Origin of the sequence: Bacillus sp. DWP3-1, from assembly GCF_049896565.1 — a bacterium.
Lineage (GTDB): Bacteria > Bacillota > Bacilli > Bacillales > Bacillaceae > Bacillus.
Window position 1 is genome coordinate 686,519 of sequence record NZ_JAFCUN010000001.1, and the last position, 26,136, is coordinate 712,654.

The 26,136-nt window shown below is 40.9% G+C and carries 36 protein-coding genes; 9 read left to right on the forward strand and 27 right to left on the reverse strand.

The window, feature by feature from the left end:
• Window positions 1–76: 76 nt before the first annotated feature.
• A complete protein-coding gene (locus ACP7A0_RS03410; protein ID WP_003216113.1) occupies window positions 77–328 on the forward strand; it encodes a hypothetical protein in 252 nt (83 codons plus the stop codon).
• A 50-nt stretch (window positions 329–378) separates the two neighbouring features.
• On the opposite strand, the gene ACP7A0_RS03415 is transcribed toward ACP7A0_RS03410, so the two are convergent.
• The 12 genes from ACP7A0_RS03415 to cgeC all read right to left on the reverse strand — a co-directional run bounded on the left by ACP7A0_RS03415 (window position 379) and on the right by cgeC (window position 9,638).
• On the reverse strand, window positions 379–1,209 hold the full coding sequence (locus ACP7A0_RS03415; RefSeq protein WP_060596558.1) for a M15 family metallopeptidase: 831 nt from the start codon (window positions 1,207–1,209) through the stop codon (window positions 379–381).
• A 69-nt stretch (window positions 1,210–1,278) separates the two neighbouring features.
• Window positions 1,279–1,974 (reverse strand): purine-nucleoside phosphorylase, encoded by a 696-nt coding sequence (gene deoD, locus ACP7A0_RS03420; RefSeq protein WP_060596559.1) that lies wholly within the window; start codon window positions 1,972–1,974, stop codon window positions 1,279–1,281.
• A gap of 112 nt (window positions 1,975–2,086) precedes the next feature.
• Entirely contained in the window at window positions 2,087–2,404 is a 318-nt protein-coding gene (locus ACP7A0_RS03425; protein ID WP_095285295.1) for a YodL domain-containing protein, read from the reverse strand.
• Between the two features lie 54 nt (window positions 2,405–2,458).
• A complete protein-coding gene (locus ACP7A0_RS03430) occupies window positions 2,459–3,067 on the reverse strand; it encodes a phosphatase PAP2 family protein (RefSeq protein WP_095285296.1) in 609 nt (202 codons plus the stop codon).
• Between the two features lie 50 nt (window positions 3,068–3,117).
• Window positions 3,118–3,288 (reverse strand): YozD family protein, encoded by a 171-nt coding sequence (locus ACP7A0_RS03435; RefSeq protein ID WP_066030762.1) that lies wholly within the window; start codon window positions 3,286–3,288, stop codon window positions 3,118–3,120.
• A gap of 250 nt (window positions 3,289–3,538) precedes the next feature.
• The gene (locus ACP7A0_RS03440) at window positions 3,539–4,219 is read right to left on the reverse strand and encodes a hypothetical protein (protein ID WP_012010279.1); all 681 of its coding nucleotides are present in this window, start codon (window positions 4,217–4,219) and stop codon (window positions 3,539–3,541) included.
• Between the two features lie 144 nt (window positions 4,220–4,363).
• Window positions 4,364–4,588: a YozE family protein gene (locus ACP7A0_RS03445; protein ID WP_034660951.1), complete on the reverse strand. Its 225-nt coding sequence runs from the start codon at window positions 4,586–4,588 to the stop codon at window positions 4,364–4,366.
• 79 nt (window positions 4,589–4,667) lie between these two features.
• On the reverse strand, window positions 4,668–4,949 hold the full coding sequence (locus ACP7A0_RS03450; RefSeq protein ID WP_080869528.1) for a YokU family protein: 282 nt from the start codon (window positions 4,947–4,949) through the stop codon (window positions 4,668–4,670).
• A 2-nt stretch (window positions 4,950–4,951) separates the two neighbouring features.
• On the reverse strand, window positions 4,952–6,352 hold the full coding sequence (gene ablA, locus ACP7A0_RS03455) for a lysine 2,3-aminomutase (protein ID WP_426004277.1): 1,401 nt from the start codon (window positions 6,350–6,352) through the stop codon (window positions 4,952–4,954).
• Window positions 6,353–6,469: 117 nt separating this feature from the next.
• On the reverse strand, window positions 6,470–7,846 hold the full coding sequence (locus ACP7A0_RS03460) for a sigma-54 interaction domain-containing protein (RefSeq protein WP_034660954.1): 1,377 nt from the start codon (window positions 7,844–7,846) through the stop codon (window positions 6,470–6,472).
• A gap of 158 nt (window positions 7,847–8,004) precedes the next feature.
• Window positions 8,005–9,300, reverse strand: coding sequence for a glycosyltransferase family 2 protein (locus ACP7A0_RS03465; protein WP_034660956.1), 1,296 nt, complete (start codon window positions 9,298–9,300; stop codon window positions 8,005–8,007).
• Between the two features lie 17 nt (window positions 9,301–9,317).
• Window positions 9,318–9,638, reverse strand: a complete 321-nt coding sequence (gene cgeC, locus ACP7A0_RS03470; RefSeq protein ID WP_034660957.1) for a spore maturation protein CgeC — start codon at window positions 9,636–9,638, stop codon at window positions 9,318–9,320.
• 207 nt (window positions 9,639–9,845) lie between these two features.
• On the opposite strand from cgeC, the gene ACP7A0_RS03475 reads away from it, so the two are divergent.
• Window positions 9,846–10,247 carry a hypothetical protein gene (locus ACP7A0_RS03475; RefSeq protein ID WP_034660958.1) on the forward strand — a complete coding sequence of 134 codons (402 nt, stop codon included), beginning with the start codon at window positions 9,846–9,848 and terminating at the stop codon, window positions 10,245–10,247.
• A gap of 15 nt (window positions 10,248–10,262) precedes the next feature.
• The gene (locus tag ACP7A0_RS03480; RefSeq protein WP_095285298.1) at window positions 10,263–11,225 is read left to right on the forward strand and encodes a CgeB family protein; all 963 of its coding nucleotides are present in this window, start codon (window positions 10,263–10,265) and stop codon (window positions 11,223–11,225) included.
• A 28-nt stretch (window positions 11,226–11,253) separates the two neighbouring features.
• Here ACP7A0_RS03480 and ACP7A0_RS03485 read toward each other — a convergent pair whose 3' ends face one another.
• Window positions 11,254–11,976 (reverse strand): cytidylyltransferase domain-containing protein, encoded by a 723-nt coding sequence (locus tag ACP7A0_RS03485; protein ID WP_106037669.1) that lies wholly within the window; start codon window positions 11,974–11,976, stop codon window positions 11,254–11,256.
• 243 nt (window positions 11,977–12,219) lie between these two features.
• On the opposite strand from ACP7A0_RS03485, the gene ACP7A0_RS03490 reads away from it, so the two are divergent.
• Window positions 12,220–13,248: an SDR family NAD(P)-dependent oxidoreductase gene (locus tag ACP7A0_RS03490; RefSeq protein WP_034660963.1), complete on the forward strand. Its 1,029-nt coding sequence runs from the start codon at window positions 12,220–12,222 to the stop codon at window positions 13,246–13,248.
• A gap of 51 nt (window positions 13,249–13,299) precedes the next feature.
• Here the strand turns inward: ACP7A0_RS03490 and msrB are convergent, their stop codons facing one another.
• Together msrB and msrA are read right to left on the reverse strand one after the other, a co-directional pair.
• The gene (gene msrB / locus ACP7A0_RS03495; protein ID WP_095285300.1) at window positions 13,300–13,731 is read right to left on the reverse strand and encodes a peptide-methionine (R)-S-oxide reductase MsrB; all 432 of its coding nucleotides are present in this window, start codon (window positions 13,729–13,731) and stop codon (window positions 13,300–13,302) included.
• Window positions 13,728–14,264: a peptide-methionine (S)-S-oxide reductase MsrA gene (gene msrA / locus ACP7A0_RS03500; RefSeq protein WP_034660967.1), complete on the reverse strand. Its 537-nt coding sequence runs from the start codon at window positions 14,262–14,264 to the stop codon at window positions 13,728–13,730. Before msrA ends, msrB begins: the two co-directional genes overlap by 4 nt.
• A 137-nt stretch (window positions 14,265–14,401) precedes the next feature.
• Here msrA and ACP7A0_RS03505 point away from each other — a divergent pair, with 137 nt between their 5' ends.
• From ACP7A0_RS03505 to ACP7A0_RS03515, 3 genes are all read left to right on the forward strand, one after another.
• Window positions 14,402–14,833 (forward strand): MarR family transcriptional regulator, encoded by a 432-nt coding sequence (locus tag ACP7A0_RS03505; protein WP_034660968.1) that lies wholly within the window; start codon window positions 14,402–14,404, stop codon window positions 14,831–14,833.
• A gap of 54 nt (window positions 14,834–14,887) precedes the next feature.
• The gene (locus ACP7A0_RS03510; protein ID WP_034660970.1) at window positions 14,888–15,148 is read left to right on the forward strand and encodes a hypothetical protein; all 261 of its coding nucleotides are present in this window, start codon (window positions 14,888–14,890) and stop codon (window positions 15,146–15,148) included.
• 69 nt (window positions 15,149–15,217) lie between these two features.
• A complete protein-coding gene (locus ACP7A0_RS03515) occupies window positions 15,218–15,934 on the forward strand; it encodes a DUF4397 domain-containing protein (RefSeq protein WP_426004283.1) in 717 nt (238 codons plus the stop codon).
• Window positions 15,935–15,965: 31 nt separating this feature from the next.
• Here ACP7A0_RS03515 and ypmT read toward each other — a convergent pair whose 3' ends face one another.
• The 7 genes from ypmT to ilvA form a co-directional block, all read right to left on the reverse strand.
• Window positions 15,966–16,163 (reverse strand): protein YpmT, encoded by a 198-nt coding sequence (gene ypmT / locus ACP7A0_RS03520; protein WP_034660972.1) that lies wholly within the window; start codon window positions 16,161–16,163, stop codon window positions 15,966–15,968.
• A 22-nt stretch (window positions 16,164–16,185) separates the two neighbouring features.
• Window positions 16,186–16,752, reverse strand: coding sequence for a YpmS family protein (locus ACP7A0_RS03525; RefSeq protein WP_034660973.1), 567 nt, complete (start codon window positions 16,750–16,752; stop codon window positions 16,186–16,188).
• 9 nt (window positions 16,753–16,761) lie between these two features.
• Window positions 16,762–17,523, reverse strand: a complete 762-nt coding sequence (locus ACP7A0_RS03530; RefSeq protein WP_034660974.1) for an SGNH/GDSL hydrolase family protein — start codon at window positions 17,521–17,523, stop codon at window positions 16,762–16,764.
• 69 nt (window positions 17,524–17,592) lie between these two features.
• Window positions 17,593–18,183 carry an SCO family protein gene (locus ACP7A0_RS03535; protein ID WP_034661968.1) on the reverse strand — a complete coding sequence of 197 codons (591 nt, stop codon included), beginning with the start codon at window positions 18,181–18,183 and terminating at the stop codon, window positions 17,593–17,595.
• Between the two features lie 23 nt (window positions 18,184–18,206).
• Window positions 18,207–19,049 (reverse strand): DegV family protein, encoded by an 843-nt coding sequence (locus ACP7A0_RS03540; protein ID WP_034660975.1) that lies wholly within the window; start codon window positions 19,047–19,049, stop codon window positions 18,207–18,209.
• A gap of 187 nt (window positions 19,050–19,236) precedes the next feature.
• Window positions 19,237–19,488 carry a YpmP family protein gene (locus ACP7A0_RS03545; RefSeq protein WP_034660976.1) on the reverse strand — a complete coding sequence of 84 codons (252 nt, stop codon included), beginning with the start codon at window positions 19,486–19,488 and terminating at the stop codon, window positions 19,237–19,239.
• A 36-nt stretch (window positions 19,489–19,524) separates the two neighbouring features.
• Complete coding sequence (gene ilvA / locus ACP7A0_RS03550) at window positions 19,525–20,793, reverse strand: threonine ammonia-lyase IlvA (RefSeq protein ID WP_034661970.1); 1,269 nt, start codon at window positions 20,791–20,793, stop codon at window positions 19,525–19,527.
• Between the two features lie 181 nt (window positions 20,794–20,974).
• Here ilvA and ACP7A0_RS03555 point away from each other — a divergent pair, with 181 nt between their 5' ends.
• Window positions 20,975–21,943: a sigma 54-interacting transcriptional regulator gene (locus tag ACP7A0_RS03555; protein ID WP_106037667.1), complete on the forward strand. Its 969-nt coding sequence runs from the start codon at window positions 20,975–20,977 to the stop codon at window positions 21,941–21,943.
• A gap of 14 nt (window positions 21,944–21,957) precedes the next feature.
• Window positions 21,958–22,596 (forward strand): PAQR family membrane homeostasis protein TrhA, encoded by a 639-nt coding sequence (gene trhA, locus ACP7A0_RS03560; protein WP_095285302.1) that lies wholly within the window; start codon window positions 21,958–21,960, stop codon window positions 22,594–22,596.
• Window positions 22,597–22,631: 35 nt separating this feature from the next.
• Here the strand turns inward: trhA and ACP7A0_RS03565 are convergent, their stop codons facing one another.
• The 5 genes from ACP7A0_RS03565 to ACP7A0_RS03585 all read right to left on the reverse strand — a co-directional run bounded on the left by ACP7A0_RS03565 (window position 22,632) and on the right by ACP7A0_RS03585 (window position 25,818).
• On the reverse strand, window positions 22,632–23,255 hold the full coding sequence (locus ACP7A0_RS03565) for a lysophospholipid acyltransferase family protein (protein ID WP_034660980.1): 624 nt from the start codon (window positions 23,253–23,255) through the stop codon (window positions 22,632–22,634).
• A gap of 19 nt (window positions 23,256–23,274) precedes the next feature.
• The gene (gene folA / locus ACP7A0_RS03570) at window positions 23,275–23,760 is read right to left on the reverse strand and encodes a type 3 dihydrofolate reductase (protein WP_342689768.1); all 486 of its coding nucleotides are present in this window, start codon (window positions 23,758–23,760) and stop codon (window positions 23,275–23,277) included.
• A complete protein-coding gene (locus ACP7A0_RS03575; protein WP_034660982.1) occupies window positions 23,757–24,551 on the reverse strand; it encodes a thymidylate synthase in 795 nt (264 codons plus the stop codon). Before ACP7A0_RS03575 ends, folA begins: the two co-directional genes overlap by 4 nt.
• A gap of 103 nt (window positions 24,552–24,654) precedes the next feature.
• On the reverse strand, window positions 24,655–25,182 hold the full coding sequence (locus tag ACP7A0_RS03580) for a phosphatidylglycerophosphatase A family protein (RefSeq protein WP_034660983.1): 528 nt from the start codon (window positions 25,180–25,182) through the stop codon (window positions 24,655–24,657).
• Between the two features lie 18 nt (window positions 25,183–25,200).
• Window positions 25,201–25,818, reverse strand: a complete 618-nt coding sequence (locus ACP7A0_RS03585; RefSeq protein WP_426004289.1) for a YpjP family protein — start codon at window positions 25,816–25,818, stop codon at window positions 25,201–25,203.
• Window positions 25,819–26,136: the final 318 nt, after the last annotated feature.

Genomic DNA, 26,136 nt, shown 5'->3' on the forward strand with positions numbered 1-26,136 from the left:
ATATGTTTTGTCCAAACTCTATGAGGTCTCTCGCATAGGATAAGAGTGAAAAGAGTTTGTCATAAGGAGGAAAAATATGGAGCGCTATCAAAAGCTTTGTCAGCAGCACATGGGAAAAGTCGCTAGAATCACAGATCGTAATGGCAGAGTACATGTCGGACGCATTGAGCGGGTGACAAACCGTAAAGTGTATATTCGTCCAGTCGGCGGTTCTCGCGGCGGCTTTGGCTTTGGTTATTACGGAGGGTACTACGGCTGGGGTGCGGCTTATGGCATCGGGCTTGGTTTCATTACAGGTTTCGCATTAGCAGGATTGTTCTTTTTTTAAAAGAAGAATAAAGAAGGCCCCCCGAATAGCTGGGAGGCCTTTTTATTTGATTAGATTTTCTTCACTTTGTTCATGTACTCTTCAAATGTTAAATCGTGATCATGCATCGCTTTTGCTGCTTCTTTTCCAACATAGCGCAGATGCCACGGCTCATATTCATATTTTGTAATATCTTCTTTTCCTTTTGGATAACGAATGATAAAACCATATTTATAGGCGTTTTTAGCCACCCATTTGCCATCAGGTGTTTCACCAAACTTTTCAGAGATGTCAAAGCCGGCACTTTTTGAGGAAATGTCCATGGCAAGGCCTGTTTGATGTTCACTTTCGCCTGGTAAAGCTACTGCTTCCTGCGCTTTGTCTTTGCCTTTTAATTTGACTTCACTATCAAAAATGACTTTTTGACGGTCATAGGAGCGATAGCCAGATACTGCAGCCAGCTCGAAGTTTTTCTTTTTCGCATCTTTGAATAACTTCTCAAGTGCTTCCGCTGCTTCTTTACGAATATATCGTTTTTCAATATCCTCTGAAAAAGAGAATTCTACTTTTGGTACAACGAGATCAGAAGGTTTATAGGTTCCTGGTAATGCGTATTCTTTGTTGACAAGAGCTAGCACGTTTGCAGGATTTTGAATGGTTTTCAACCCACTTACCACCTTGATGTCATTGAAATATTCACTCTTTAATGTCAGCTCTTGATCCGATGAATCTGCTGTATTGTTTGAGTTTTGCTGGGTAGATGAATTTGCTGCGCTCTTTTGTTCGTTTGTTTTGTTCGATTCAGATGTACCGCTTTTTTGATCCAGCAACTGGCAGCCCGATAGTGCGGCTGTCAAACCAAGAATCGATGCGATTGAGAGTATTTTATAGCTTTTCTTCATGACATACCTTCCTTTTGCTCTTCTAAAAAAAATAAAGATGCGCTACATCGTAGCACACCCTTTATACTATTATAAAAGAGAGTCTAGTGCAATTAAGATCATTTCGTCAAATGTCGTTTGACGCTCTTCAGCCGTCGTTTCTTCTCCTGTGAGAACATGATCACTCACTGTCAGAATGGATAACGCTTTTCGATCAAATTTTGCTGCAAGCGAATAAAGAGCTGTTGTCTCCATTTCAATCGCTAGGATACCGTATTGAGCCATGAGTTCAAGTGGTTTTTCATTGTAAAATTGGTCTGCTGTAAATACATTACCGACACGTACAGCGACATTTTTTGCTTCTGCTGTATCGTAGGCTTTCTTAAGCAGTCCAAAATCAGCGCAAGGTGCGTAATCAATCGGTCCAAACGCCACACGATTCATTTGTGAGTCTGTTGAAGATGTTTGAGCTAAAATGACATCACGCACGTTGACATCCCTTTTGATAGCCCCGCAAGATCCGACGCGGATTAAGTTTTGAACATCATAGCTTTGAATGAGTTCATTCACATAAATCGAAATAGAAGGTACGCCCATTCCGGTACCTTGTACAGAAACGCGCTTTCCTTTGTAGGTTCCAGTATAACCATACATTCCGCGCACTTCGTTATAGCATTCGACATCTTCTAAATATGTATCTGCAATATATTTCGCACGAAGCGGGTCGCCTGGCAGCAATACCGTTTCTGCAATTTGTCCTTTTTCTGCTCCAATATGTACACTCATTTTTTAGCCTCCACTTACGTTTACTATGTGATTTATCCTATTTAGTATAAACGATTGAGCCTAAAAAAGAAAATACCAGCTGAAGCTCAAGCTGGCATCGTCAATCATCTATTTAACTCATCGTCATCAGTCGTTCACTGCGTTTCCATCCTGCCGGAAAAAGCTGATAATAGCACTTTCCCTTCTTCTTATCATCAATCACAACAATATCACCTGTTGTCATAAACCGTGCATTGTAATCATTAGGGACTGTATCATGTACATTAAATGTCGAGAATGCTTTTTCCAGAACATCCAGGTGTGTTCTGCCGCCAATCTTTGTCCGGTACACAGGCTGATGCCCGCTTGCAGCGCCATATTCAGGTGTCTGATAAATGGTTAAGTGAAATGCTGAAGGTTTCTTTTGAAAAAATCTCAACGTCAATTGCATTCAAATCCCTCCCCTTTTATATAAAATTGGCTGGTGTCTGTCAATTTCCTTCTTCTATTTTTGTCGAATGACAGACAATTTTTCGTCAATCTTTTTACAAATGAGAAATAAAGCAAGTCCTATCGCAAAACCGCCTGCAACATCTGTCAAATAATGAACACCGATATACATTCGGCTGATCCCAATCAAAAGAACACAGAACCCCGTGATCAAGTAGACGATTTTTTGTCTTTCTTTCAGCCATGGAATCATTTCAACTAATAGATAAGCTATAAAAGGATAGATTGTGGCTGCATTCATCGAATGTCCGCTCGGAAAGCTGTAATACGTTTCATTGACAAGATGATCAAAGGCCGGTCGCTCTCTAGCAAACAGCCCCTTTAGTTCATGATTGATGGTTTTTTCTGTGAGATATAATAGAAAAAGCATCATGATAGAGTAATAGCGCTTATACATGAATAGTACGACACTAAAAATGAGCATGATTGGGACGAGCAGCGCACTAATGCCAAAGTCCGTCAAAGTCAGCATGACATTATTTAAAAAAGGGAGTCTGATGCTCTCAAACCATAAGATGATCTGGTTGTCCAATTCTTGACCCGCACCAGATACCATGAGCGCAGCAAGGGCGCCAAATAAAATCAAAAGAAATAGGATATACACGCGAAAGATTCTCCTCCCTCTCTCTTCAGAATCTCTTCAAAGTATAGTGCCTACCACGCCTCTTCTTCAACTATCATTGCTTTTTTCAGCATATATTCAAACGTAATGTCAGCCAGCTCAAACGTTTCCAGCTCAGCAGGTATGTACCCTCTTTTGACCAGCTCCATGTAGAAGAATTCCGCAATTTCCTCTGTATCAATCACCAAATCTGCTTCTTTCATTACATTCCGCCTCCTTTTTTATGATGTATGAACGACGCCTGTTTTTTATTACAGTTTGTCATAATGGCTCATTCCATACATATAAATGCAGTAAACAAAAAGAAAAGGGGTTTGAGGCAATGAAATGGTTAAGCATATTAGATGGAGAAACGTTTGATCAGGTGATGGGCCGTATATTGAGGGGATGGTTTTATGTGATTGTTTTTTTCTGTGTGCCTTATTTTTTATTCGTGTTAGGACAAGTCTTTCTTTAACCAAAATGTTCGTGTAAACTTTCCAATATAAAATCCATCATATCCTTGTATTCTGGATCTTCGAAAAATTCGTAGAGAATTTTATAGTCATTATATATATCAAGAAGCTCATCCACTATAGATACAGCGAGGAATTCTAGTGATGCTTCGCTTTCTTGTTTCTCTTCTAGTTGTAATAGAGCCGTTTGAACCATATCTTCTTCCATTTCTTTTGAGGTTTCACCGACGTAATGCACAAAAAGAAGCTGATGAACGAACTGGTCCATCTCATACTTCCTCAGGACAAGCGTTAAGTCTTCCTCTTCTGTTTCCAGCCACTCTCCGTCCTTTAGCCTCGTGAGTTCGTAAATGACATCTTCCCAGCCGTCATCAAGGTATCGCCATATTTCAGTCCGATGGCCAATAATTTTAAATAGCTCTTTTCCGTAATCTTTTACATATACAACATCGCCAATGAGGAACTCATATTCAATGTCCAGCTTTTCTGTATCCACAATCACCCCGTCGTACTCATCGTAAAGCTGAAGTGATGTTTCAAAATAAAGCACCTCATTATGATTGACCTCATACAAATAGTGCTGGTCAATTTGATGGACTTTTGTAATCGTTCCGACTGTGCCGTACATGACAACGACGACAATATCCCCTACTTGATATTTTGGTGCTTTCGCCTTCATTCTGTCTCCCCCTTGCCCGACTTTTGGTCTTAACGTATCGTATGCCGGCGCAAGGAATTCTGCATGGGCAACCACACCATGCAAAACGCCATTTTATTTCTCATAAAAAAACCGCTTCTCCCATCTGGAACAAGCGGTTGTTTGTTATTTTTTTTTGACTTCTACTTCATATTGCTCAAACGCTTCGTCAAATGTTGTCATTGAGCTCAAATAATCGCCATTTAATTCTAAATAGGCACACAGCTCATGATAATCAATGGACGCTTTCGGGAAGCTGTGATCCTCATAAGCAGCATTTGCAAAATGGCTGATTTCATCTTTCGGTTTTGGATGTCTGTACTTCATTAAATAATGGTAAAACGACTTCACCTGTTTTTCCCTCCGCGACACTCTATTTTGTTGTTATATTATACAGCAATTTGATGACTTGTATAGGCGGAGGTACAACTTATGATGAAAAGTCAAAGTAATTTCGCTTTAATAACCGCTCCATGCTCATTAATTCTTCGTATGAAATTTTTTCTGGAAGTTTTGTCTGATCCACTAAAATTAATTGATCTTCTATCTCTTTGACCGTCTCATCCTTTTGATATAACATGCCGCAGTGCGTGCAGGAAATGGACGGTGTTTCGATGATTTCAATTGATTGTGTGCCAGTGATCAGTTCCCAATAGACTGTTGTCTGCTCTGCGTTTGCTTTGTTTTCCTCACACCAATCACATGTCAGCAAGGTCATTTCTCCGCCTTTACAGTTTGATCTTTTTTGAGCTGTGCTTGATATTTTTTCTCTTTTAATTCATCTCGTTTTTCACGTTTGTTTTTGAGTGTGTCATGCTCAGGATTTGTCTCATATGCTTCTCTTCGTTTCATCCGGCTTAAATTCTCAGGCGTAAACGATTTCGCTTCATCCTGAAATAGTGCGGTAACACCAATTGCCGGTTCTTGTTTCTCTTCATAAATTTCATTAAAATACGCATCTGCCTGCCCTGCGACGTAATGCTCTGGTTCAGGGTAAGAGGTGATCACACCTTCAAAGTTACGAAGGACGACTTTGTCAGGGCTTTGCGATAATAAATAATTTGGCTGTAAGGCGATCTTTCCTCCGCCTCCTGGTGCATCTACAACAAAGCTTGGCACGGCATACCCGCTCGTATGCCCTCTTAAGCCTTCAATGATTTCAAGACCTTTTGATACTGGTGTTCTAAAGTGGCCAATCCCCTCAGATAAATCACATTGATAGATATAATAAGGTCTGACCCGTATCTTCACGAGATCGTGCATCAGCTTCTTCATAATCGGCACACTGTCGTTAATACCTGCAAGGATGACAGCCTGATTACCAACAGGGACGCCGGCATTCACAAGACGTTCGCACGCTTCTTTGGCTTCTTTCGTAATTTCAATGCTTGTATTGAAATGGGTATTCAGCCAAACCGGATGATATTTTTTCAAAATCTCGCACAGCTCATCTGTAATGCGCTGCGGAAAGACGACCGGCGCGCGGGTTCCTATCCGAATGATCTCAACGTGCGGAATGTCTCGTAAGTTTTTCAAAATGTATTCAAGCACTTGATCATTGATTAAGAGCCCATCTCCGCCGGAAATTAACACATCCCGCACCTCAGGTGTTTCTCTAATATATCCAATGGCAGCATCTAACTGCTTTTTTGGCACGCCCATACCGATCTGGCCGGAAAAACGTCTTCTCGTACAATAGCGGCAGTACATGGAGCACTGATTTGTTACAAGAAAGAGCACACGATCTGGGTACCGATGCGTTAACCCCGGGACAGGTGAGTCCTCATCTTCATGCAGCGGGTCTTCCAAGTCATATTTTGTTTTATGCAGCTCCTCAGCGATTGGCACAGATTGCATACGTACTGGGCATCTTGGATCGTCTGGATTCATCAGTGAGGCATAGTAGGGTGTAATGTTGAGTGGAATGGTTTTGGTGGAAATCTTCACCCCTTCTCTTTCCTCTTCTGTTAAGTTCACGATTTTCTCTAAATCTTCAAGCGTTTTCACGGTATGCGTCAGCTGCCAAATCCAGTCGTTCCACTTTTCCTCAGGTACATCCTTCCAAAGCTCAATGTCCTTCCAATGACGCGCCGGTTCATACAGTTTCTGATTCATATCCATTCCCCCTATCAGCATTCACCTTATACTATGCAAGTTATGTGCCAACATGGGAAAATGCCCCTATTCTTTACAAAAGGAGCTTTACCCGTGATATTCAATGGATGTTGGTGCCTATTTTTCGGCATCTGCATATTTCTTCAGTTTATACTGCAGCGTTTGTCGAGGGATTTTTAAGGCTGCGGCGGTTTTTTTAATATTGCCATGATGCTGATTTAAAGCTTCTTGAATCAATGTTTGTTCAAATGAAGAAACCTGACTTTTTAAGGAGGCGTCGGGTGTTTCTTCCTCGATCTTCTGCGTACGTAAATGAGCAGGAAGGTATGAAGGAGTGATGTCTTCCGCTTCCTTTGGCATCATCAATACGGCATGCTCAATGGTATGTTTTAATTCTCTGACGTTTCCCGGCCAGTGGTGAGCCATAAACAATTGTTCCGTTTCTTCAGAAAGGCGTTTGACGTTTTTTGAAAACTGCTGATGATAGGTTTGAATGAAATGGCGGGAAAGCAGCGGGATGTCTTGCTTTCTCTCACGAAGCGGCGGGATATGAAAAGATGACACATGCAGTCTATAAAATAAGTCTTCTCTTAAAATTTGCTTTTTCACCGCTTCAAATGGGTCCATATTGAGTGCAGTAATGAGTCTTACATCCACTTGAATCGCTTTTGCATCCCCAATACGGCGCACAACACCATCCTCTAACACACGTAATAATTTCGTCTGCAGCGTGAGCGGCATCGCTTGCAGTTCATCAAGAAAAAGCGTGCCTCCATCAGCCAATTCAAAGAGCCCCTTGCGATCAATTGCGCCCGTATAGCTCCCTTTGACAGATCCGAATAATAGGCTCTCAAGTAGCGATTCTGGAAGTGCTGCACAGTTTTGCGGAATGAACACTTGGTTTTTCCGGTCAGATTCATGAACAATGGCTTGAACGAGCACTTCTTTCCCTGTCCCTGTTTCCCCGTAGACAACAACTGATGACGGATAAGCAGCTGCTTTTTTTGCCTTTTCAAGCATTTCTTTTAAGAACGGATCATTTGTTAAAAATGAAGCAAAATCATGCATTTGTTCTGCCCCAGCCACATCGTGTATCCGTTTTTTTTGATCTAAACGATTTGAAAGGGCTGACAGCTTCGATACATCTTTTGCGACTTCGACCGCGCCTATTAACTTGCTTTCTTCAATAATGGGCAATGTCGTGTTGACGGTTTCAATTCTTTCTCCGTTTTTATTCAAATAGGTTTGCAGCGAATGATAAATGGGCTTCCCAGTTCTCAAAACATGCATAAGCGTACTTGTTTTTTCTGTTAAAGAGGGATACACCTCAAGGATGTACTTGCCAATCACCTCTTCTTTTTGTAAACAGTCAAACTTAGCGGCATTATGATTGTAAAAGATCGTCATGCCTTGATCATCTACAACATGAATGGCTTCATCAATGGCTTCTAAAATTAATTCAAACCAATCCGCTCTTTCGACAACTTTCCCCATTCTTTCCCCCTCACTTTCAGTGCCAAAAAACCGGCGTCTATTGCCGGATTTTCAGCGGCTTGATCATCTTCATCACACCTTCTCCTGTCCTTTCATGTTTCGCTTTTTCCTTGCAACTTCCTGCTTTTTTTGTCTATAGCGTCAAAAAAGCACCCCTCTTATGAGGAGTGCTTTCGCCCTGATGTTTGATAAAGAGACATATCGAATTCTTGCAGCGATTCCATATACAGCGGCACTATCGGCTTTCCTTCTTGAAATAACGTAAATTGGGAAGGGTATAAATTAATTGGCTGATGATAAAAAGCAAATCGCTTCACGACATCAGGATCAATACGGTAAAAGGTATGGTGCATCAGTAAATAGACATCTTGTTTCCATTTAAACAGCCGCCTGTTTGGCGGACTAAATACTGGAGAAACTTGAATCATGCCGCCATCTTCAAACATCTGAAGCCGTTCATTTGAAATCGTATAGATCTCCTTAGGGTGAAACTGAAAATATTGCACGTCACGTTTTGCAGCAAATCGCCTTTTTTTCTGTTCTTCAATATAATAGAACGTTTTTCCATGATCTGCCGTGACAACTGTATAATTTGGTACTGCCAGCATGTCTTTCATCTCATATTTCATCGCACATAACGATGGCACCCGAATCGCGCGCCTGTTTTTTTCGTTCACCCAGCACCTTTCAATTTCATGAAGATTGCCGCCTGCGATTTGGTAGTAATCCCCTTCCTTTTCAATCACCGTTCCGTCAATGAGATCATACGGCATACTCGAAAACAGATGATGAAAGGAATGAGGGGTTTTATACGTTGTATCAAGTACATCTCTTAATGGAAAAAACGCGGCAAATTGATTCAGCCTCATCCAAAAAACAGAATCTGCATGATGCCAGTGTTTCGGCCCATCATCCCAATATTGCCCGTATTTTTCATGAATTAGCGGAAGCAAACGCCTTCTGTGCATGACCGAACAATGATCCACTTGAAAGGACGCATGCTCCAAGATTTGGTCTGCTTCACGGACAAAGCTCATGGTCTCAACTAAATGCTTATCAACATGCACGACCCGCTGCGAGGAATACACGATATCGATATGAGGCTTCGACTGAAAAATATCCACCATTTTCTGCAAACGATCTTGATGATACACAGTATCATCTGTTAAATAACAAATGAGCTGACCTGTTATACGGGTTAGCGCTTCATTAATAAGCGTCGCATACCGAACGGTTAACAGCCGTTTTGCAGGATGAACCGTGCGTGAATACAGATGAATGCGTTCATCGTCTAAATAGGGCTGGATCTTTTGGAGGGTGCCTTGTTCTGAGCCATCATCCATAATCAGAAGCTCCCAATTTGAATACGTTTGTTCCACCATACTCTTTAGCACACGATCAATGAAATCAGGTTTATTGTAGCTTGTTAAAATTACCGATACTTTCATGATCATTATCCTTTTTAATTAGATTAAAAAGCCCCCCAGCTGACAATGTTCACGTAAGGAACATTCACTCTTAGCTGATTTGTCACGTTTTTAAAGACCGCTACTGTATCAAAGAGCTGCACAACAACTACGTTTTGAAGGACCTCTCCATTGACTAAATGAACACGTGGCAGCGGAATGCCAAGCTCAAGCCATGGACGAAGTAATTCTTTGATGTCTGACACACTCTCTTCCTCACTTTCTTCTAAAAGACGAAGAAGAAGTAAAATCAAGATGACTTCAAGTACTCCTTCTGCTTCTAGTAATTCTTCGTTCCAACCATTTAATAATTGTTCAAATTCCATTCATAATCCCTCTCTCTTCACATTTAATCTTTACTAGAGTATGAGAATCACTTCATTTAGCCTCAGCATTTGAAAACATTTTTAAAAATGTGTGAAGTAATTAAATGAAAAAAAGAACAAGGAATCAGCGTTCTGCTTATACCAAAAAAAGTGAACGGCATATACATAGGGGTGAGTTTGAATTGATGAAGAAAGGATGGGGAAAAAATGAGCGACAAGCGTGCCGAATTAAAAAAAGAACTATTGAAAGTGTTTTTCAAACCACTTACTCGTGCATTAACAGTTAATCTTGAAGAAGGAGGAGTTCAAATGGAAGAAAAATTGAACGATTTATTAAGTGAAGTGGCAGCTGAGGCATCACCTTCAGATTCTGCTACAACACTCGATGTATCTCAGCCAGCAAGATGGATTTTTGCAAGACTTGCACCAGGAACCGTCATCAGCATTGTCACTGACTCAGGAGACTTAATCGGGCCAGTTCAATTCGTAGCATTCAATGCTTTAACGGGTGTTGTATTTGTTACACAAGAAAGCTCAGTCACACCAACAGGCTCTGCAACGACTTTATTAGATGTAGATAAAGTTGAAAGTGTTACGTTCACATCTTAATGTGAGAGGGTCATGATGAAGCTTCTTTATATCAGCTCTGGCTACGGCGGAATCTATCACATGTTTGATCAATGGGTAGAAGAGAGCTTCATTGATTCCCCCTTTTCATGTGTAAAAATTGATCGAGAATCTCTACCCGCTCACATGCACAAAATCCGGACATTTTCTCCGGATTTTGTTTTGATGATGATCGGTGATCATGTTCCGAGCGAAGTGCTTCATCAATTCAAACAAGAAAAGATCCCGATCGTTTTGTGGATGACAGAAGATCCCTTTTATACAGATGTGTCAGCTGCTTGCACACGTGATGCGCGGCTCATATTAACGATTGATGAAGGAGCTTTGCCATTTTACAAACAATTGGGCATAGGTCACACCCACTACTTTCCCATTCCGGCAAATACACGTGTTTTTCAAAAAAACGAATCGCCTGAAGAGATGTGCAACTATGACATTGCACTCGCCGGCTACCCTTATCCCAACCGCATCATCGCCATTGATACACTCTTACAACAGAACAAATGGCGGATTCTCGTTGCAGGTAAGGAATGGCATCGTCATTTAAATAAGTCACGAAGACATTATCGAAATCTCACACTAGTGACCAATTGGCTGAGCCCTCAGCAAATGGCGGACATCTATCAGCAATCAGCGATTGTTCTTAACCCGCACAGGCCGGCTCAGTTTGCCTATAATAAAAACAAAGCCATGATTCAAAATGTAAGCCTGAACAACAGAGCGTTTGATATCGCTGCAGCTGGAAGCTTTCAATTGACGGATCTACAACCGCCGCAAGCTTTTTCAAGCTTCGTTTTTTATAAAGATGAGGACGATTTGCTGGAACAGGTTGAATATTATGGATCAAATGCCGAGAAAAGAAAAGCGATCGCACGAAACAATTACGAACAAGTCGTTTCCTGGAATACATTTGAGACATTTCCACACAGGCTTTATGAGATCGTAAAAAGCGCCCTATGACCGGGCGCTTTTCTCGTTGAAATTCATCTTATGCATAACCCTCCGCATCTCGGCGAGCCAATAAGACTTTCTCCGCTTTCTCAAGGTCTTCCTCCTGTTTCACCACGAGTGATTTTTGGCGATCCATGATATACGCTCCAACAGATCCTTCTAAAAAGGAATGAATGCATTCTTTTGCATATGGAACATAAAAAGCATACACTGCTCCATTTAAACGGCCATACGTATATGGCTGCTCATGCTTTGGTATGAAAAAGTAATGATTGTCCTTATATAAAGTTGCTTCATTATTCTCATGCAGTGTCCATGTTTCATTTGGGTTTTCTAGCGCCTCTGTAAAAGATGCCATGCAGTCATAATTCCCTTCTACTAGAAGCTGCAAGCACTTCTCAATATCTTCCGGCTCTCTTAAAGGAGACGATGGATGCAAATATAGAACAATATCAAAGGTCTTCCCCTCACGCTCTAAATAAGCAAGCGCATGCTTCACAGCTATGAGTGACGGTGTTTGTTCCGTTACATGCGTGTCTGGCAGTTCAATCACATGGGCTCCGTAGTGAGATGAAATGATTTGAGTATTGACATCCTCTGTAGAAACGATGACTTCATCTAACTCAATCATTTGCAGTAACGGCTGAATGGTCCAATAGATGAGCGGCCGCTCCGCCAATACGCGAATGTGTTCATCGTGCTGATCGCGCCTACTTCTAAAAGCTGGTATCAAGGCTAAAATACGATTTCCCCTATACATGTATTCCCTTCTCCCCTCGCGCAAAGCTCTCTTCATTTTTATCCGAGCTGATCGCAGTACTGAAGTGTTCAGGTCTCTCGTTTTTCTACTTGTTCTCTTATCTCTCCATATTCTATTAAGACGTCAAGCAGATGGTTATAATTTGTTCACCTAATTTATATAGAAAGTGGTTCTTTTCCTCAAACGGATACCGCTCTTTCACATATGATGCAAAGTAGAGAAATGAGAGTTGGGGGATTAGATATGTCCAAAAAGATAGAAACGAGTTTGAAGGCTTTTTTTCGTGACAAAACGATATTAGTCACAGGCGGTACGGGTTCGATCGGCCGTCAAATTGTGAAAAAATTAACATCATGCTCTCCAAAGAAGATTATCGTCTTCAGCAAAGATGACAGCAAACAATACATGATGAAAAATGAGTATGCAGATCATCCAGAAGTTGCATTCGCTTTAGGAGATGTACGAGATGCAAGCCGCGTGAGACAGCTCGTCAAAGGCGTTGATATCATCTTTCATGCAGCCGCCTTAAAACAAGTACCCACTTGTGAAGACAATCCGTTTGAAGCCGTGCAAACGAATATTATCGGAGGGCAGCACGTCATTGAAGCCGCAATCGAACATGAAGTCAGTCATGTTGTCAACATATCAACTGACAAAGCGGTTTCTCCGACAAATGCCATGGGTGCAACAAAATTAATTTCAGAAAAACTATTTTTCCAAGCAAACGAAAGTATTCCGAATCAAAAAACGATGTTTTGCTCTGTGCGTTTTGGCAATGTGCTTGGATCAAGAGGTTCAGTCATTCCCATCATGCTCCAGCAGCTGTTAAATGAAAAACCTTTGACCGTAACTGACCCTAATATGACACGTTTTTTTATGTCCATCGAAGAGGCTGTCTCCCTCACACTTCAAGCAGCGATCATGATGAAAGGCGGCGAAACGTTCATTCTCAAGATGGAGTCATTACAGCTTGCTGATCTCTTAAAAGCGTTTCATGAATATGCCACTCAAATCAATGTCGCACCCCCGGATATTCTCGTTGTTGGGAAAAGACCTGGAGAAAAGCTTCACGAAGAGCTCACATTTCAGCACGAAGCAGATGCACTATTTGAGCATGAACAATTTTATGCCATTTTACCAAGACCACAACTGCACGCTGACTTTCAAAAAGTCGACTTAACCAATTACACATCAAATGAAGCGCCTCTCATTACAAAAGAAAAGCTATTCCACATCATTGAACAATTACATCACACGCATCATAAAAAATAAAAAATCGTCACACGGAAGCAGATGCCTTCCATGTGACGATTTTTAAATAGATCAATCAAATAGATGTATCAAATCCCCATAGCCTTCTTTTTCAAGATCATCTTTTGGGATAAACTTCAAAGCGGCTGAGTTAATACAATACCGAAGACCATTTGGTCCTGGACCATCAGGAAAGACATGACCTAGATGAGAATCAGCTGTTTTGCTGCGCACCTCTGTCCGCACCATCCCATGGCTCGTATCCACCTTCTCCGCTACTTCCTCATCTTCAAGCGGCTTTGTGAAACTCGGCCAGCCGCAATGGGCATCAAACTTATCTAAAGATGAAAAAAGCGGCTTGCCTGAAATGATATCCACATAAATGCCTTCTTCTTTGTGATCCCAGAATTCATTTTGAAATGGCGGCTCAGTGCCATTATTTTGCGTGACTTCGAACTGCATTCGGTTTAATTCTTTCAGACGCTTTTCTTTTTCGTTTGTCATGATTTATCACTCCAATGGGACTCAATAAAACCCGCTCTGCCCGAACCGACATGATATCGTTCGTAGTGCATTTTGTTCTTTTTATAATAATGCTGATGATATTCCTCTGCGGGATAAAAAGGACCAGCATCTAAAATTTCTGTCACAATTGGCTTTTGGAAAGTGCCGCTTTCGTTCAGCTTCTCTTTCGATGCTTCTGCAAGCTTTCTCTGCTCGTCATGATGAACATAAATACCTGTGCGGTAGGACTCTCCTCTATCACCAAATTGCCCTCCATCATCTGTTGGGTCTATTTGCTGCCAATACAGTTCTAATAGCTTTTCATACGGGAAAACGTCTGGATCAAACGTGATTTGAACCGCTTCTCTATGTCCCGTTGTATTTGTACATACTTCCTCATAGGTCGGATTCACTGTATGTCCGCCAGTATACCCTGATTCAACTTTGATAATGCCCGGCTGTTCATCAAAAGGTTTAACCATACACCAGAAGCAGCCTCCTGCAAATGTGGCTAATTCTTGTTTTTCAGACATATTAGTGCCCCCTTCATTTAAAAAATGGTATCATCATATTATAACATGATGAAAAATAATGAAAATGATACGACTTGTATACCTAAAATAAAAGAAAGCATTCTGTCGTATCTTAAAATATAATGGGGGTTTAATGATTGGAACAAAGAAAACAAATGATGTATGAAATGGATTCTTTACTGAGAACCGTATTTAAGCAGATCCGTTATGAGATTAACAGCCTGCTCGAAAACGAATTATCTCGGAATGAATTTCTCATTTTAAATCTGCTTCGTGAGCAAGGTGCAAAAAAAGTAACGGAATTTGCGTCCATTCTAGGGGTGTCAGCAAGCCATATCACAGCTGTGACCGACACACTCGTAGAAAAGGGCTGGATTACCCGTATCCGTTCTAAAGAGGATCGCCGCATCATCAAAATCCACTTAACCGATAAGGGTAAGGAAATTACTGAGCATTTTGAGAAAAAGAAAACAGAATACTTTATGGAGCGATTTGAGTCATTCGACGACGAAGAACTGAAAACAATGATCAAATTATTTAAAAAGCTGGATAAAAGTCAAAAGGATTAAGCATAGATTTTAGCGCTCTGGACATGCTACGGATAAAAAGAGGTGGAATGAACCATGACAAGCCCTTATCTTTGTCCAAACTGTAAAACAAACAGAACTCGCTTTAATCTGATTGAGCAGCTTTCAGAACCTGTGAAGCTGGATCCTGCGACCGGAGCAGTTGTCGAAAGATACGAAGGAGAGCAGCTTTCTCCTTTTCACGTGAGCTATCAAGGTCCTCAAATAAAAGTCCAGTGCGGCGTTTGTGGTTTAATTGAGGATGAAAAAACGTTCATTAAGCTAGCCGAATATCATCAATATTCTTCTCCTTCTTAACTTGCGGGCCTGACGGAAAACGTCAGGCTTTTTTCTATGCTTCTTTTGCCTATACAGATCGCCTTTTTCATGCATACGCTACAAAAAACACCATCGCATAAGAAAGTAGGGATTGATGACATGCAGCAGCTCTCTTATCATGACTTTCCATACCGTCCACTCGCTGCGGGCTTCGAGCACCCTCAAAGCAGCCCTTCATCCAAAGCCTTTATTCGGCTCTTTCACGCTGCACCAGATCTTAGTGAGCTCGCTGTATATGTGAATCGGAATGAGGTCTTGAAAAAAATGCCTTACAGTCATTTGACAGCTTATATGGAGTGGGATGAGGGAATTTATGAGATAGAAGTGTTCAAGCTGGCTACAAAAGAAAGAGTTCTTCATTCTTGCATGATGATTAAACGTAGCGAGATTTACACCCTATGTATCACAGGTGCTCATGCAGGTTTTGCGCTGCTGACAGAGCGGCAAGACCCTGTGATTCAACACGAGGACCTGTCAGCCCTTACATTTGTCCATCTGTCTCCAGACCTTCCTTCCATTGATATATATGAACGTGATCAAGGGGTGTTATCAAAGGAGCTTCATTATGTAAACGGCACTCACATTCATCATTTCTCCCCGAATAAATATCATTTTGAATTGAAAGCTGCTGGCACTCAAAGTATACTGCTTGATATCCCCAAAGTTCATCTGCAAGCAAATCGCGCATACCTTATTCTGCTTCATGGCTTTGCTAACGGAGAGCCAGAGCTTATGGCGAAGGTGGTCTTGTCTCAGCAAATATAAAAAAGAGCCTTTCCTCAATGGAAAAGGCTCTTTACGAGACATCTTCAGCTTTTTCTTGCTTTTGAAAATCAAAAGCAAGAATCATGATACCTAGAAATAATGCACAATAGGCAATATTTAAGTAAAACTGATCGATATTTTCTGCTCTTAAATCAGTGGCAGCTGTAATGCCAAAGTACGCAGCAAATAAAAGCGACAGTAAACTAAAATATTGATAGACTCGCTTCATGATTTCACTCCTGACTCACTTTCTATTGCTTTGGATGATAATATGAGAACTCAATTTCATCGTTCTCTAGATCAATTTTGTTTGCTTTCACATACATATCATTCGTCAGTGGCATTTCTGAAAGGCGTACTTCAACCGTTTTTTGATCCGGTTTCACATGAACGAATTCTGGCAGTTCATAGAACTGGCCCATGTAGCTTAAAACAAAACTAATCGGAATGCTCAATTGTCCAATTGAAAGGCCATCCACTTTCAACAGCACATCACCATTATCTTCGACAGTTGGCGTAAAAGAGACGTTTGCATCAATAGTCGAAGAGAAAGCTTTAATTGCGCCTGTTACTTTCACATCTTGATCGATCGCCACATGAAAATCTGGCATATCACTTGATCCTTGATTTTTCAAGTAATCATTGATAAAGCTGGTGAGCGATTCCTTTGAGCTAGATATATTAAAAGAATACTCGCTTTTTAATTCTTTAGTTGAAGCGGATTGACCGCCTGGCAGCATCATCAAAATACCGCAGGCAAGAACAATCAATAGATTGATTGCAAGTAAAATAAAAAATAAGCTTTTCCACTTTTTCATACGTTCACCCTATTCCTTCGGCAGTCCTTCTTTTTTCACTTTGGAGAATAAACGATTTGCCATAAGAGAGTACCCCTTTTGGTTTGGGTGGAAATCATCATCTGCCAGTAATTTTTCATCAGAATCTTCCTCAAATAAATCTGCTACATTGATCATATCAGCGTTGCCGTCTTTTTTCAGTTCCTTTTTGGCAGCGGCATTCCAATCTTTGACGACTTCATCAATATCTCGCAGCTCAGACAAACTGAACTTAAAGGGATTGTACATGCTGACATACATGATCTTCGCATGATCATTGTGCTGTCTCAATTGAGCAAGAATGGTTTTAAAGCGCTCCTCAAAAGGACCCTGCTCTTTTTGAAAAGGAGCAAACGTCAAATTGAGCACATTTTGATGGACAACATGCATTAAGTCATTGCCGCCGATCGTAAAGAAAATATAGTCAGCGTCTTTCAGTCCGTCTTGCACCTTTTTTTCTTTTAATCTTTTTAATAAATCTACCGTTCTACTGCCTTTAATGGCATAATTTTTTAATGTGACAGATTGCACGCCGTCCACCGCTTCTAACTTGTCACGGGTCATGCCTGCATATCCTTTTTTATGTTGATCTCCGATTCCTTCTGTTAAGGAATCTCCAACCGCTGCGATCGTAATATGTTCTTTTACGTCTTGTGTGTCTTCTAGTTTATCCTTTATGCCAGCCTCTTGCGCGGAACATGCAGAAAGAACAAAAGCTAGAGACATCACAATCAAAATCAAACGAGCCTTCAAACGATGATGTCCCTCCTTTTTCTGATTAAAAAAGTGTATCATGTTTTCGCTCATTTGAACATCCTTATGCTAGCTTCGATTCAGCGTTTTGATGTCCTTGATAATTTCATCATAAGGTGTATTTTGTACGCCATCATAATTTTTCATCACTTTCCCTTCTTGATCAACTAGGAAAAACAATGACTGATGAATCACTTGGTCTTCATCTTCAGGTTTCTTCACAATGGTTTTAAAGCTCTTCATTGCGAATTTTTCGATTGCGGACTGTGAATAGCCAGTGAGAAAATCCCAATTTTTAAAGGACAATGGATATGCTTTTGCAAATTCTTTTAGCTTGTTCGGTGAGTCTACCTCCGGGTCCACGCTAAAGGAAATGATATGCGCATCCAATTTTTCTTCTTTTAACCGTTTTTGCAGCTCTGTCATATGAGCAGTCATCGGCGGACAGATCGTTTCACAGCTTGTGAAAATAAAATCTGCAACCCATACTTTCCCCTTCAAATCATCCAATGACACCTTTTGACCATCCTGATTTTCATACTCAAACGGCTGTATTTGATAATTTAACGCATCTTTGATTTGTCCATTTGAACATGAGACTAAAAGAAGCACGCTTATGATAATAAGCGCACCAAGTGAGGCTCCCCTTTTTTTAAGCATGGTACGTCCATCCCCTTTTTCAATCAATCGGTATAAAAAGTAAAGCCTATTGCGCCTTTTCCAGTGTGACACGAAATAATCGGTGTTGTGTAGGCGATGTCAACAAGTGCTTCAGGTGTGTGATCAAGCAGCGCTGATTTGAGCTTTTCAGCGAGTTCTAATGCATCTGCATGCGCTATCCCAATGGCTTGAACTGTTTTTCCTTTCACGGCCTGTACATACTGTTTGGTCAAATAGCGGACAAGAGCAGAATAGCTTCTCACATTCGCTTCCGGCGTGTATACCCCGTCTGTTAAGCTGGCAATTGGTTTGATATGAAGAAGTGAGCCGATCAGCGCCTTTCCTCTTCCAATTCTTCCACCTTTCACGAGATTTTCTAATGTATCGATTGTGACAAATAGCTTTGTTTTAAGACGGATTTTATCCATTTCTTTGATGATGTCTTCACGGCTTGCACCATTTTTTGCAAGCTCTGCTGCTTTGCTGACTTGAAAACCTAACCCATAGGAAATAAAATTTGAATCAATCACCGTGATGTTTCCGTCTACCATTTTCGAAGCGCTTTCAGCAGTTTGAACAGTACCACTCATCCCACCCGTTAAATGGATACTAATGACTTCGCTTCCATCTGCTGTGAGCTTTTCATATAATTCGACGAATTGACCGATCGCAGGTTGAGACGTTTTCGGCAATTCCTCAGCGGCCTCCATTTTTTCAATAAATTCATCTGGCTGTATATTCACTCGGTCAATATAATCAACCCCAGAAATGGAGATATTGAGCGGAATCACGTGAATGGAAAGATCATTGATTTTTTCTTGCGGAAGGTCCACAGTTGAATCTGTTACAATTTTAATTTGTTTCACTATCGTCTCATCCTTGCTGTCTTAGTCTTTACTTATGATATTACCTTATTTCGTGCATACTTGAAAACAACTGTCATGACGTTTTTAAAATTGTCACATTTTCTTCTTTTTATGAAAAAAATCTTTGCCAAGCTGAGCAGCTGTCATTTCAAAACGGCCGCTCACTCCACTTGACAAAGATTTCTATTTACGCATTGTGTTTCAGTGTAGGCTCCTGATAGATCTGCTCATATGTGCTCCACTTGACGTTACGTTTCACATCCTCTCTGAAAGAGTACACAGCTCTCTTTCCTTTAGATACATAGACTTTTTTCAAGAAAGCTTCAAGTCTAAAGGTGAGCATGAAACCATACGTCTCATCTCCCTTTAGTACAGGGACTTCTGTTACCTTGATCTGAGCTCCATCCATCCGTCTAAAACATATTGTTTTGAGCAGCACAAACGATCAATCCTCTTTTCCAATGTTCTGTTAGGCCTAAATAAATAGGTGGAATAAATCTTGATCTTTATTCACTTCAACATAATGGAAGCCTTTTTTATTCATCCGTTCAATCAGTGCCGCATAGTCATCTCTTTCATTCAATTCGATGCCAACAAGCGCGGGGCCTTTGCTTCGGTTATTCTTTTTCGTATATTCAAAGCGTGAGATATCATCATTTGGACCTAATACTTCATCTAAAAATTCCCGAAGCGCTCCTGCTCTTTGCGGAAAATTGACAATGAAATAATGTTGAAGCCCTTCATAGATCATCGACCGTTCTTTGATTTCCTGCATTCTGCCAATGTCATTATTTCCTCCACTGACAATACAGACAACATTTTTCCCTTTAATCTCCTCGCGATGGGCATCCAGCGCTGCGATCGGCAGTGCGCCTGCCGGCTCTGCTACAATCGCACATTGATTATACAGCTCTAAAATGGTTGTACATACTTTTCCTTCAGGTACAAGACTGATTTTATCGACAACGGACTGAAGCGATGTAAACGTCTTTTCGCCAATCCGCTGAACCGCTGCTCCGTCTACAAACTTATCAATTGAATCAAGTGTCACAACCTTGCCCTTTTCATGGGAAGCATGGAGTGAAGCTGCGCCAAGCGGTTCGACTGCAATGATTTCGGTTTCTGGGGCGATATTTTTGATATATGTACCAACTCCAGATAACAGACCTCCACCTCCAACACTTGCAAATAAAAAGTGAGGCTCCACTTCGATATCATTTAATATTTCTACAGCAGTCGTTCCTTGTCCTGCCATCACATCCAAATCATCAAACGGATGGATAAACTCGCGCTTCTCTTCATCTCCGCATTTTACTGCTTCATGATATGAATCATCAAACGTATCTCCGGTTAAGATAATTTCAACATATTCTTTTCCGAAAAGCTCCACTTGAGATACTTTTTGCCTTGGTGTCGTGGCAGGCATAAAGATTTTCCCGTGGATCCCTAAATATTTACAAGAATAGGCAACACCCTGTGCGTGATTTCCTGCACTTGCACAGACAATGCCGTTTTCTAGTTTATCTTTTGGAAGCTGGCTCATTTTATTAAAAGCGCCTCTTAATTTAAAGGAACGAACTACTTGAAGATCCTCTCTTTTTAAGTAGACATTACATTCATATCGTTCAGAAAGTCGCTCATTTTTTTGAAGAGGTGTATGAATCACTACATCCTTCAAATTTTGATGGGCCTTTAAAATGTCTTTCACTTGAATTAGCGTGTTTTCTTTGAGCAACGGTTTCATGTACAAGATCCTTTCTCTTTAACCTTATTTAATTTGTCATTATAACATGAATATTCAAAAAATAAACCAATAGATCATGGATCAAGCATAAATTTCATAAACTTTTTCGTTTTTCTGTACATTTGGTTTTATTGGGTGTTACAATTGAACCAATTAGAACCACAAAGAAAGGAATCACCCGATGACCACACATTCGTTTACGTCTATATATGGAGAGCATCAATATATCAAGCGTGCCATTCATCTGGCAAAGCAATTCACAAAACACGAGCAGCCGGTCTTGATAACAGGAGAAATTGGCACAGGCAAAACACTATTTGCCCAGGAAATTGCAAATGCAGCTGCTCCAAACGCTTCACTGACACATCTATATTGCCCCGTCTTAGATGAAGATACCTTACAGAAAGCCTTCACGGAAAAGACCCGTCAAATTCTTTATTTAGACGAAATCGCCGCATTAAGTATTCCTATGCAGCATCAGGTCATTCGTTTTCTAGAAACATCTTTTGCAACAAAAATCATTGCCACTTCGTCTTTATCAATAGAGGCATTGAGGGTGTCATCTACCTTTTTACCTGAGCTGTTTTATCGTTTAAATGTTTTTCATTTGCCCCTGCCGTCATTAGCAGATCGAAAAACAGACATTCCTGTGTTAACAACTGCTTTCTTTCAGGAGCTGAGCATGACGCCTGATATTGATCCAAGTGTTTGGGAAACCTTGCAGGAGTATCCGTTTGAAGGAAACGTACAGGAACTCAAAAATATCGTTCATTATGCTGCAGTCATTCTCGAGGGGCAAACGGTATTTTTACACCACCTGCCGCCTTTTGTGTTAACACCTCTTTCGCCGGACGTAAAAGGAAAAAAGGAAGAACACCAGCTCACACTAATGGAAAAACAAGAGTTTGTTTTCCTGCTGGAAGCCATTAAGTCTCTCAATGAGAAAGGTGAAGCAGCCAGCAGACGCATCTTGTCTGAATTAAGCAAACAAGGCGACATTCCGCTGACCCCTCAGCAGGTGAGGAGCCGATTAGATGATCTTGAGAAAAAAGCTTACGTGACGAAAGGAAAAGGCAGGGCTGGCACGAAGATTACACTTGAAGGTCTTTCATTCCTGAAATCACTTGATGGTTATATACCGGTTCAATAAAAGGAGGCTATCCATTGTTTACTGTAAAAGAAGAAATTGCAAACGCCATTACACATGGCATTGGCGTTATTTTATCCATACCAGCCATTGTTTTTCTCGTTTTATTCGCTGTTCAATACGGCACTGTCACAGACATCATCAGCTTTTCGATATTTGGCGCATCCATGCTGCTGCTCTATTTAAGCTCAACCTTGCTTCATAGCATACGGCACAAAAAAACAAAAGATGTATTTGAAATCCTCGACCACTCGGCTATTTATGTATTGATTGCTGGTACATATACGCCCTTTTTACTAGGACCATTAAAAGGCGCACTAGGCTATACTCTTCTTGCGATTGTATGGGCTCTTGCTGCTGGCGGGATTGTCTTTAAAATCTTTTTCGTTAAACGGTTTATCATTGTGTCCACGCTCGTTTATTTATTAATGGGCTGGATGATTATCATTGCCATCAAACCACTTTACATTGGGTTAACGGGCGCAGGATTTGGCCTCTTACTGTTAGGCGGTCTATTGTATTCAGTCGGAACCATCTTTTATATTTGGCGGAAAATCCCCTATCATCATGCCATTTGGCACAGCTTTGTACTCGGCGGCAGTGCATCGATGTTCTTCTGCATTCTCTTCTATTGTGTGAACATTCCTGCTGCATGAAAAAAACCAGCATCCACTTTCGGATGCTGGTTTTTCTATGCGCGCTTTTGGGCGTAATCACTCATCATGACAGGTGCTTTAATATGAATATCAACATTAACAGGGCGCAGCCTTTTCACGACTTTCCCAGTTAATAGACGATCCGTTCCACTTGTTTCAATCGGTACAAGCGGACAATCACAATCTTCAGCAAGTGCCTCTGCCATGTGACGCTGTGCTTCTGAAAGCAATACGCTCTGCCCAGATAAGATTCTTTCCTTTGCTTCTTCTAATAAGGCATCATCAGATTGATTCTGATGAATAACCGCCATCTTCTTCAGCCATTGTTTTAAAATGGGATATCGAAAAAGATTCGGCTTTGCCATGAAAGCAAATGGCTTCTCAAGGTGACCAATCAATAATGTCGTCGTGACTGGATTCAGTGCCTGTGTGATATAAATAACGGGTCCATCTGGCAGCTTCTTTTGCTGGTGAATGGTCATGACTGATCCTGACTGATCAATACAGCCCCGGGCAAACCTTTTTGCATGCTCATGAATGAGATGCATTCGTTTCGTATAGGAAATGCGCGGATCAGTTAATTCATGAGCATGCAAATGCCTCATACTTTTAAAAATGGATAGGGCAACATAAATCGTTAAAAACCAATAACGAAACAACCGTACTCCTCCTACTCATTTATCCTTTTTTGTCATAAACGACAAATTCATAATTGTAGGGGTTCTTTTCGTCACGATGGCCTTTTTCGCGTGATACAACCGTCCATTCGTTTTCATTGTAATCAGGAAAGTAGCGGTCTCCTTCAAACGCATGGTGAATATGCGTGATATATAGACGATTCGCATATGGCATCATTTCTTCATACAGCTTAGACCCGCCGATGATAAATAACTCTGTCTCGTTCTCCCCGATTGCCAAAATATCAGCAATGGAATGGACAACCTCGCATCCTTCTGTTTCAAAAGAAGAACTTGTCGTCAAAACGATATTACGGCGGTTAGGAAGCGCTCGTCCGATTGATTCAAACGTTTTTCTGCCCATGACAATCGTATGGCCGCCTGTGACCTTCTTAAAATACGCTAAATCAGCTGGTAAATGCCAAGGCATTTGATTATCTTGACCAATGACTCTGTCTTTTCCTGTCGCCACAATCATTGAAATCATACACTGACTTCTCCTTTGATATGCGGATGTGGATCATAGTTCTCAAGTACAAAATCATCGAACGTGAAATCAAAAATGCTTTTCACATCTCTTGTGATGCGAAGCTGCGGAAGCGTGCGTTCCTCGCGCTCTAGCTGCATTTTCACCTGCGGAAGATGATTCTGATAAATATGAGCATCTCCTAGCGTATGAATAAACTCTCCTGGCTCAAGATTTGTAACTTTGGCAATCATCATCGTGAGAAGGGCATATGAAGCAATATTAAATGGCACGCCTAAAAAGATATCTGCCGATCTTTGATAAAGCTGGCAGGAAAGCTTCCCGTTTGATACGTAAAATTGAAACAGACAATGACATGGAGGCAGCGCCATTTGATCAATTTCACCCGGGTTCCAAGCGCTGACGATCAGTCTTCTTGAATTCGGATTATGCTCGATATCGTGGATCAGCTTTGTGATCTGATCCACAGTCTCACCGTCCCCACTAGCCCAAGATCGCCACTGCGCTCCGTACACACGGCCCAGTTCGCCATTATCATCTGCCCATTCGTTCCAAATCCGGACGCCATTTTCCTGAAGATATTTGACATTTGTATCACCTTTTAAAAACCACAGTAACTCATGAATAATTGATTTCAGGTGCAATTTCTTTGTTGTTAAAAGCGGAAATCCTTCCTGCAAATCAAATCTCATCTGGTAACCGAACGTGCTGATTGTACCTGTTCCCGTTCTGTCACCTTTTTCATCCCCGTGCTGTAATACATGACGGCATAACTCTTTGTATTGTTTCATTTTTTTCATCCTTTATTTATGTTCTTGTTGTAGTTTACCTTATTTCTGCTTTTGTTTAAACCAAAAAAACATGCCTGCATGATGAGCAGACATGTTTTTCTTTTTATACTTGATTCACTCGATCCTGCTCTTCGTCCTTAATATCTTGGTGTGAGTGAGCAATACGGCTAGCTGCTGCTGCGGCAAGCGCGGCGACAAGGTCATCAAGGAAGGTATGCACTTCACCTGGACGACCTTCATCTAATTCTCGAATAATACCAAATTTCTCTTTATCTAAATAACCGAAGTTGGTCAAACCGATTGATCCATATACATTGACAATGGAAAGCGGAATAATTTCATCAATACCATATAGCGGCTCGTCTGTTTCAACTAAGTGCTGCAATGGTTCTGGCAATAGCTTTTTTTCAGCCAGCTGATCAAGGGCAAGTCCTGTTAAAACCGCATGGACAATTTCCCTTTTATTCAACACTTTTTCAACATTTTCAATACAGACACTAAGTGGAAGGTTTGGATGATATTTTTCTTGAAGCTTTAGCACAATATGTGCAATATCTTCAATTTTCACTCCACGTTCGTTTAACATTTGTTTTGTAATCTGCACCATTTCGTTCATTGTATACTTTTTCAATTGGCATGACATCTCCTTCTAGTGGCTCATCCAGCTCGGCGGGGTGTTTTTGTCCCAGTAAATATTACCGAGTTCATGATGCGTCTGGAATCCATCTTCTGCTGTATGGTAGTGAAAGTTAAACCAATATCCGCTGTGTGGCGGCTGATCTCTTCTCACATGAAAACGGAGCAAATCTTCTCCAGTCTTCCGGTTGTAGATGTGGAAGATTTTTTCGCCATTTCCGCTTGAAGGCTGATCAGTTAACACAACATCTTGAAATTTTTCGTCATCTTTGAAATTTGTTAAAACATCAGTTAACACTTGTTCAATTTTCGGTTGAATCTCTTCTCTGTACTTGTCTTCAATGACAGGTGTGATTTTACGGCCGAATTTGAGAAAGGATTGATTTTCTGCACTTGATAGAACCTCCTCCTTATATTGCTCAAAGGGGTCTACCTGCTCTTTGTTGCCCTCTTGCGATAGTTCCCAGCTGCGCAATTCATCTGATGTATCATAAACCGCTGTATAAGGCGTTTTATCAGATGAAGAAAGTTCAGATGGCTTGTCTGTCATCAAAGCCGACGGAGGAGAGATCAAACCAAAAGTTGCAATTGTAAAGAGCGCAACAAGCGTTTTTCTCATCCACATCTTCATGATATCTAATTCCTTCCATAAGTTATCATACTGCTATTCTAGCATATAATGAATTTTCAGTCATTCAATTTGGTCACTGATTTGAGACTTTCTTTTTCATAATAAAACGTTTACAATGACAGTAATGACGACTAAAATTTGGGAGGAATGGGTATGCTTGAAGGGTTTTTCATCACAGCTTCTTTGCTGACACTGTTTTATTTTATCTATATGGAGATTACGGATTAAAAGCCCTTAAAAGGGCTTTTTCAGATTGTTGACAAAGGGCTAAAATAATCTTGATTTTAGCCCTTTGTCTTCTATTCAGCGTGATAGAAA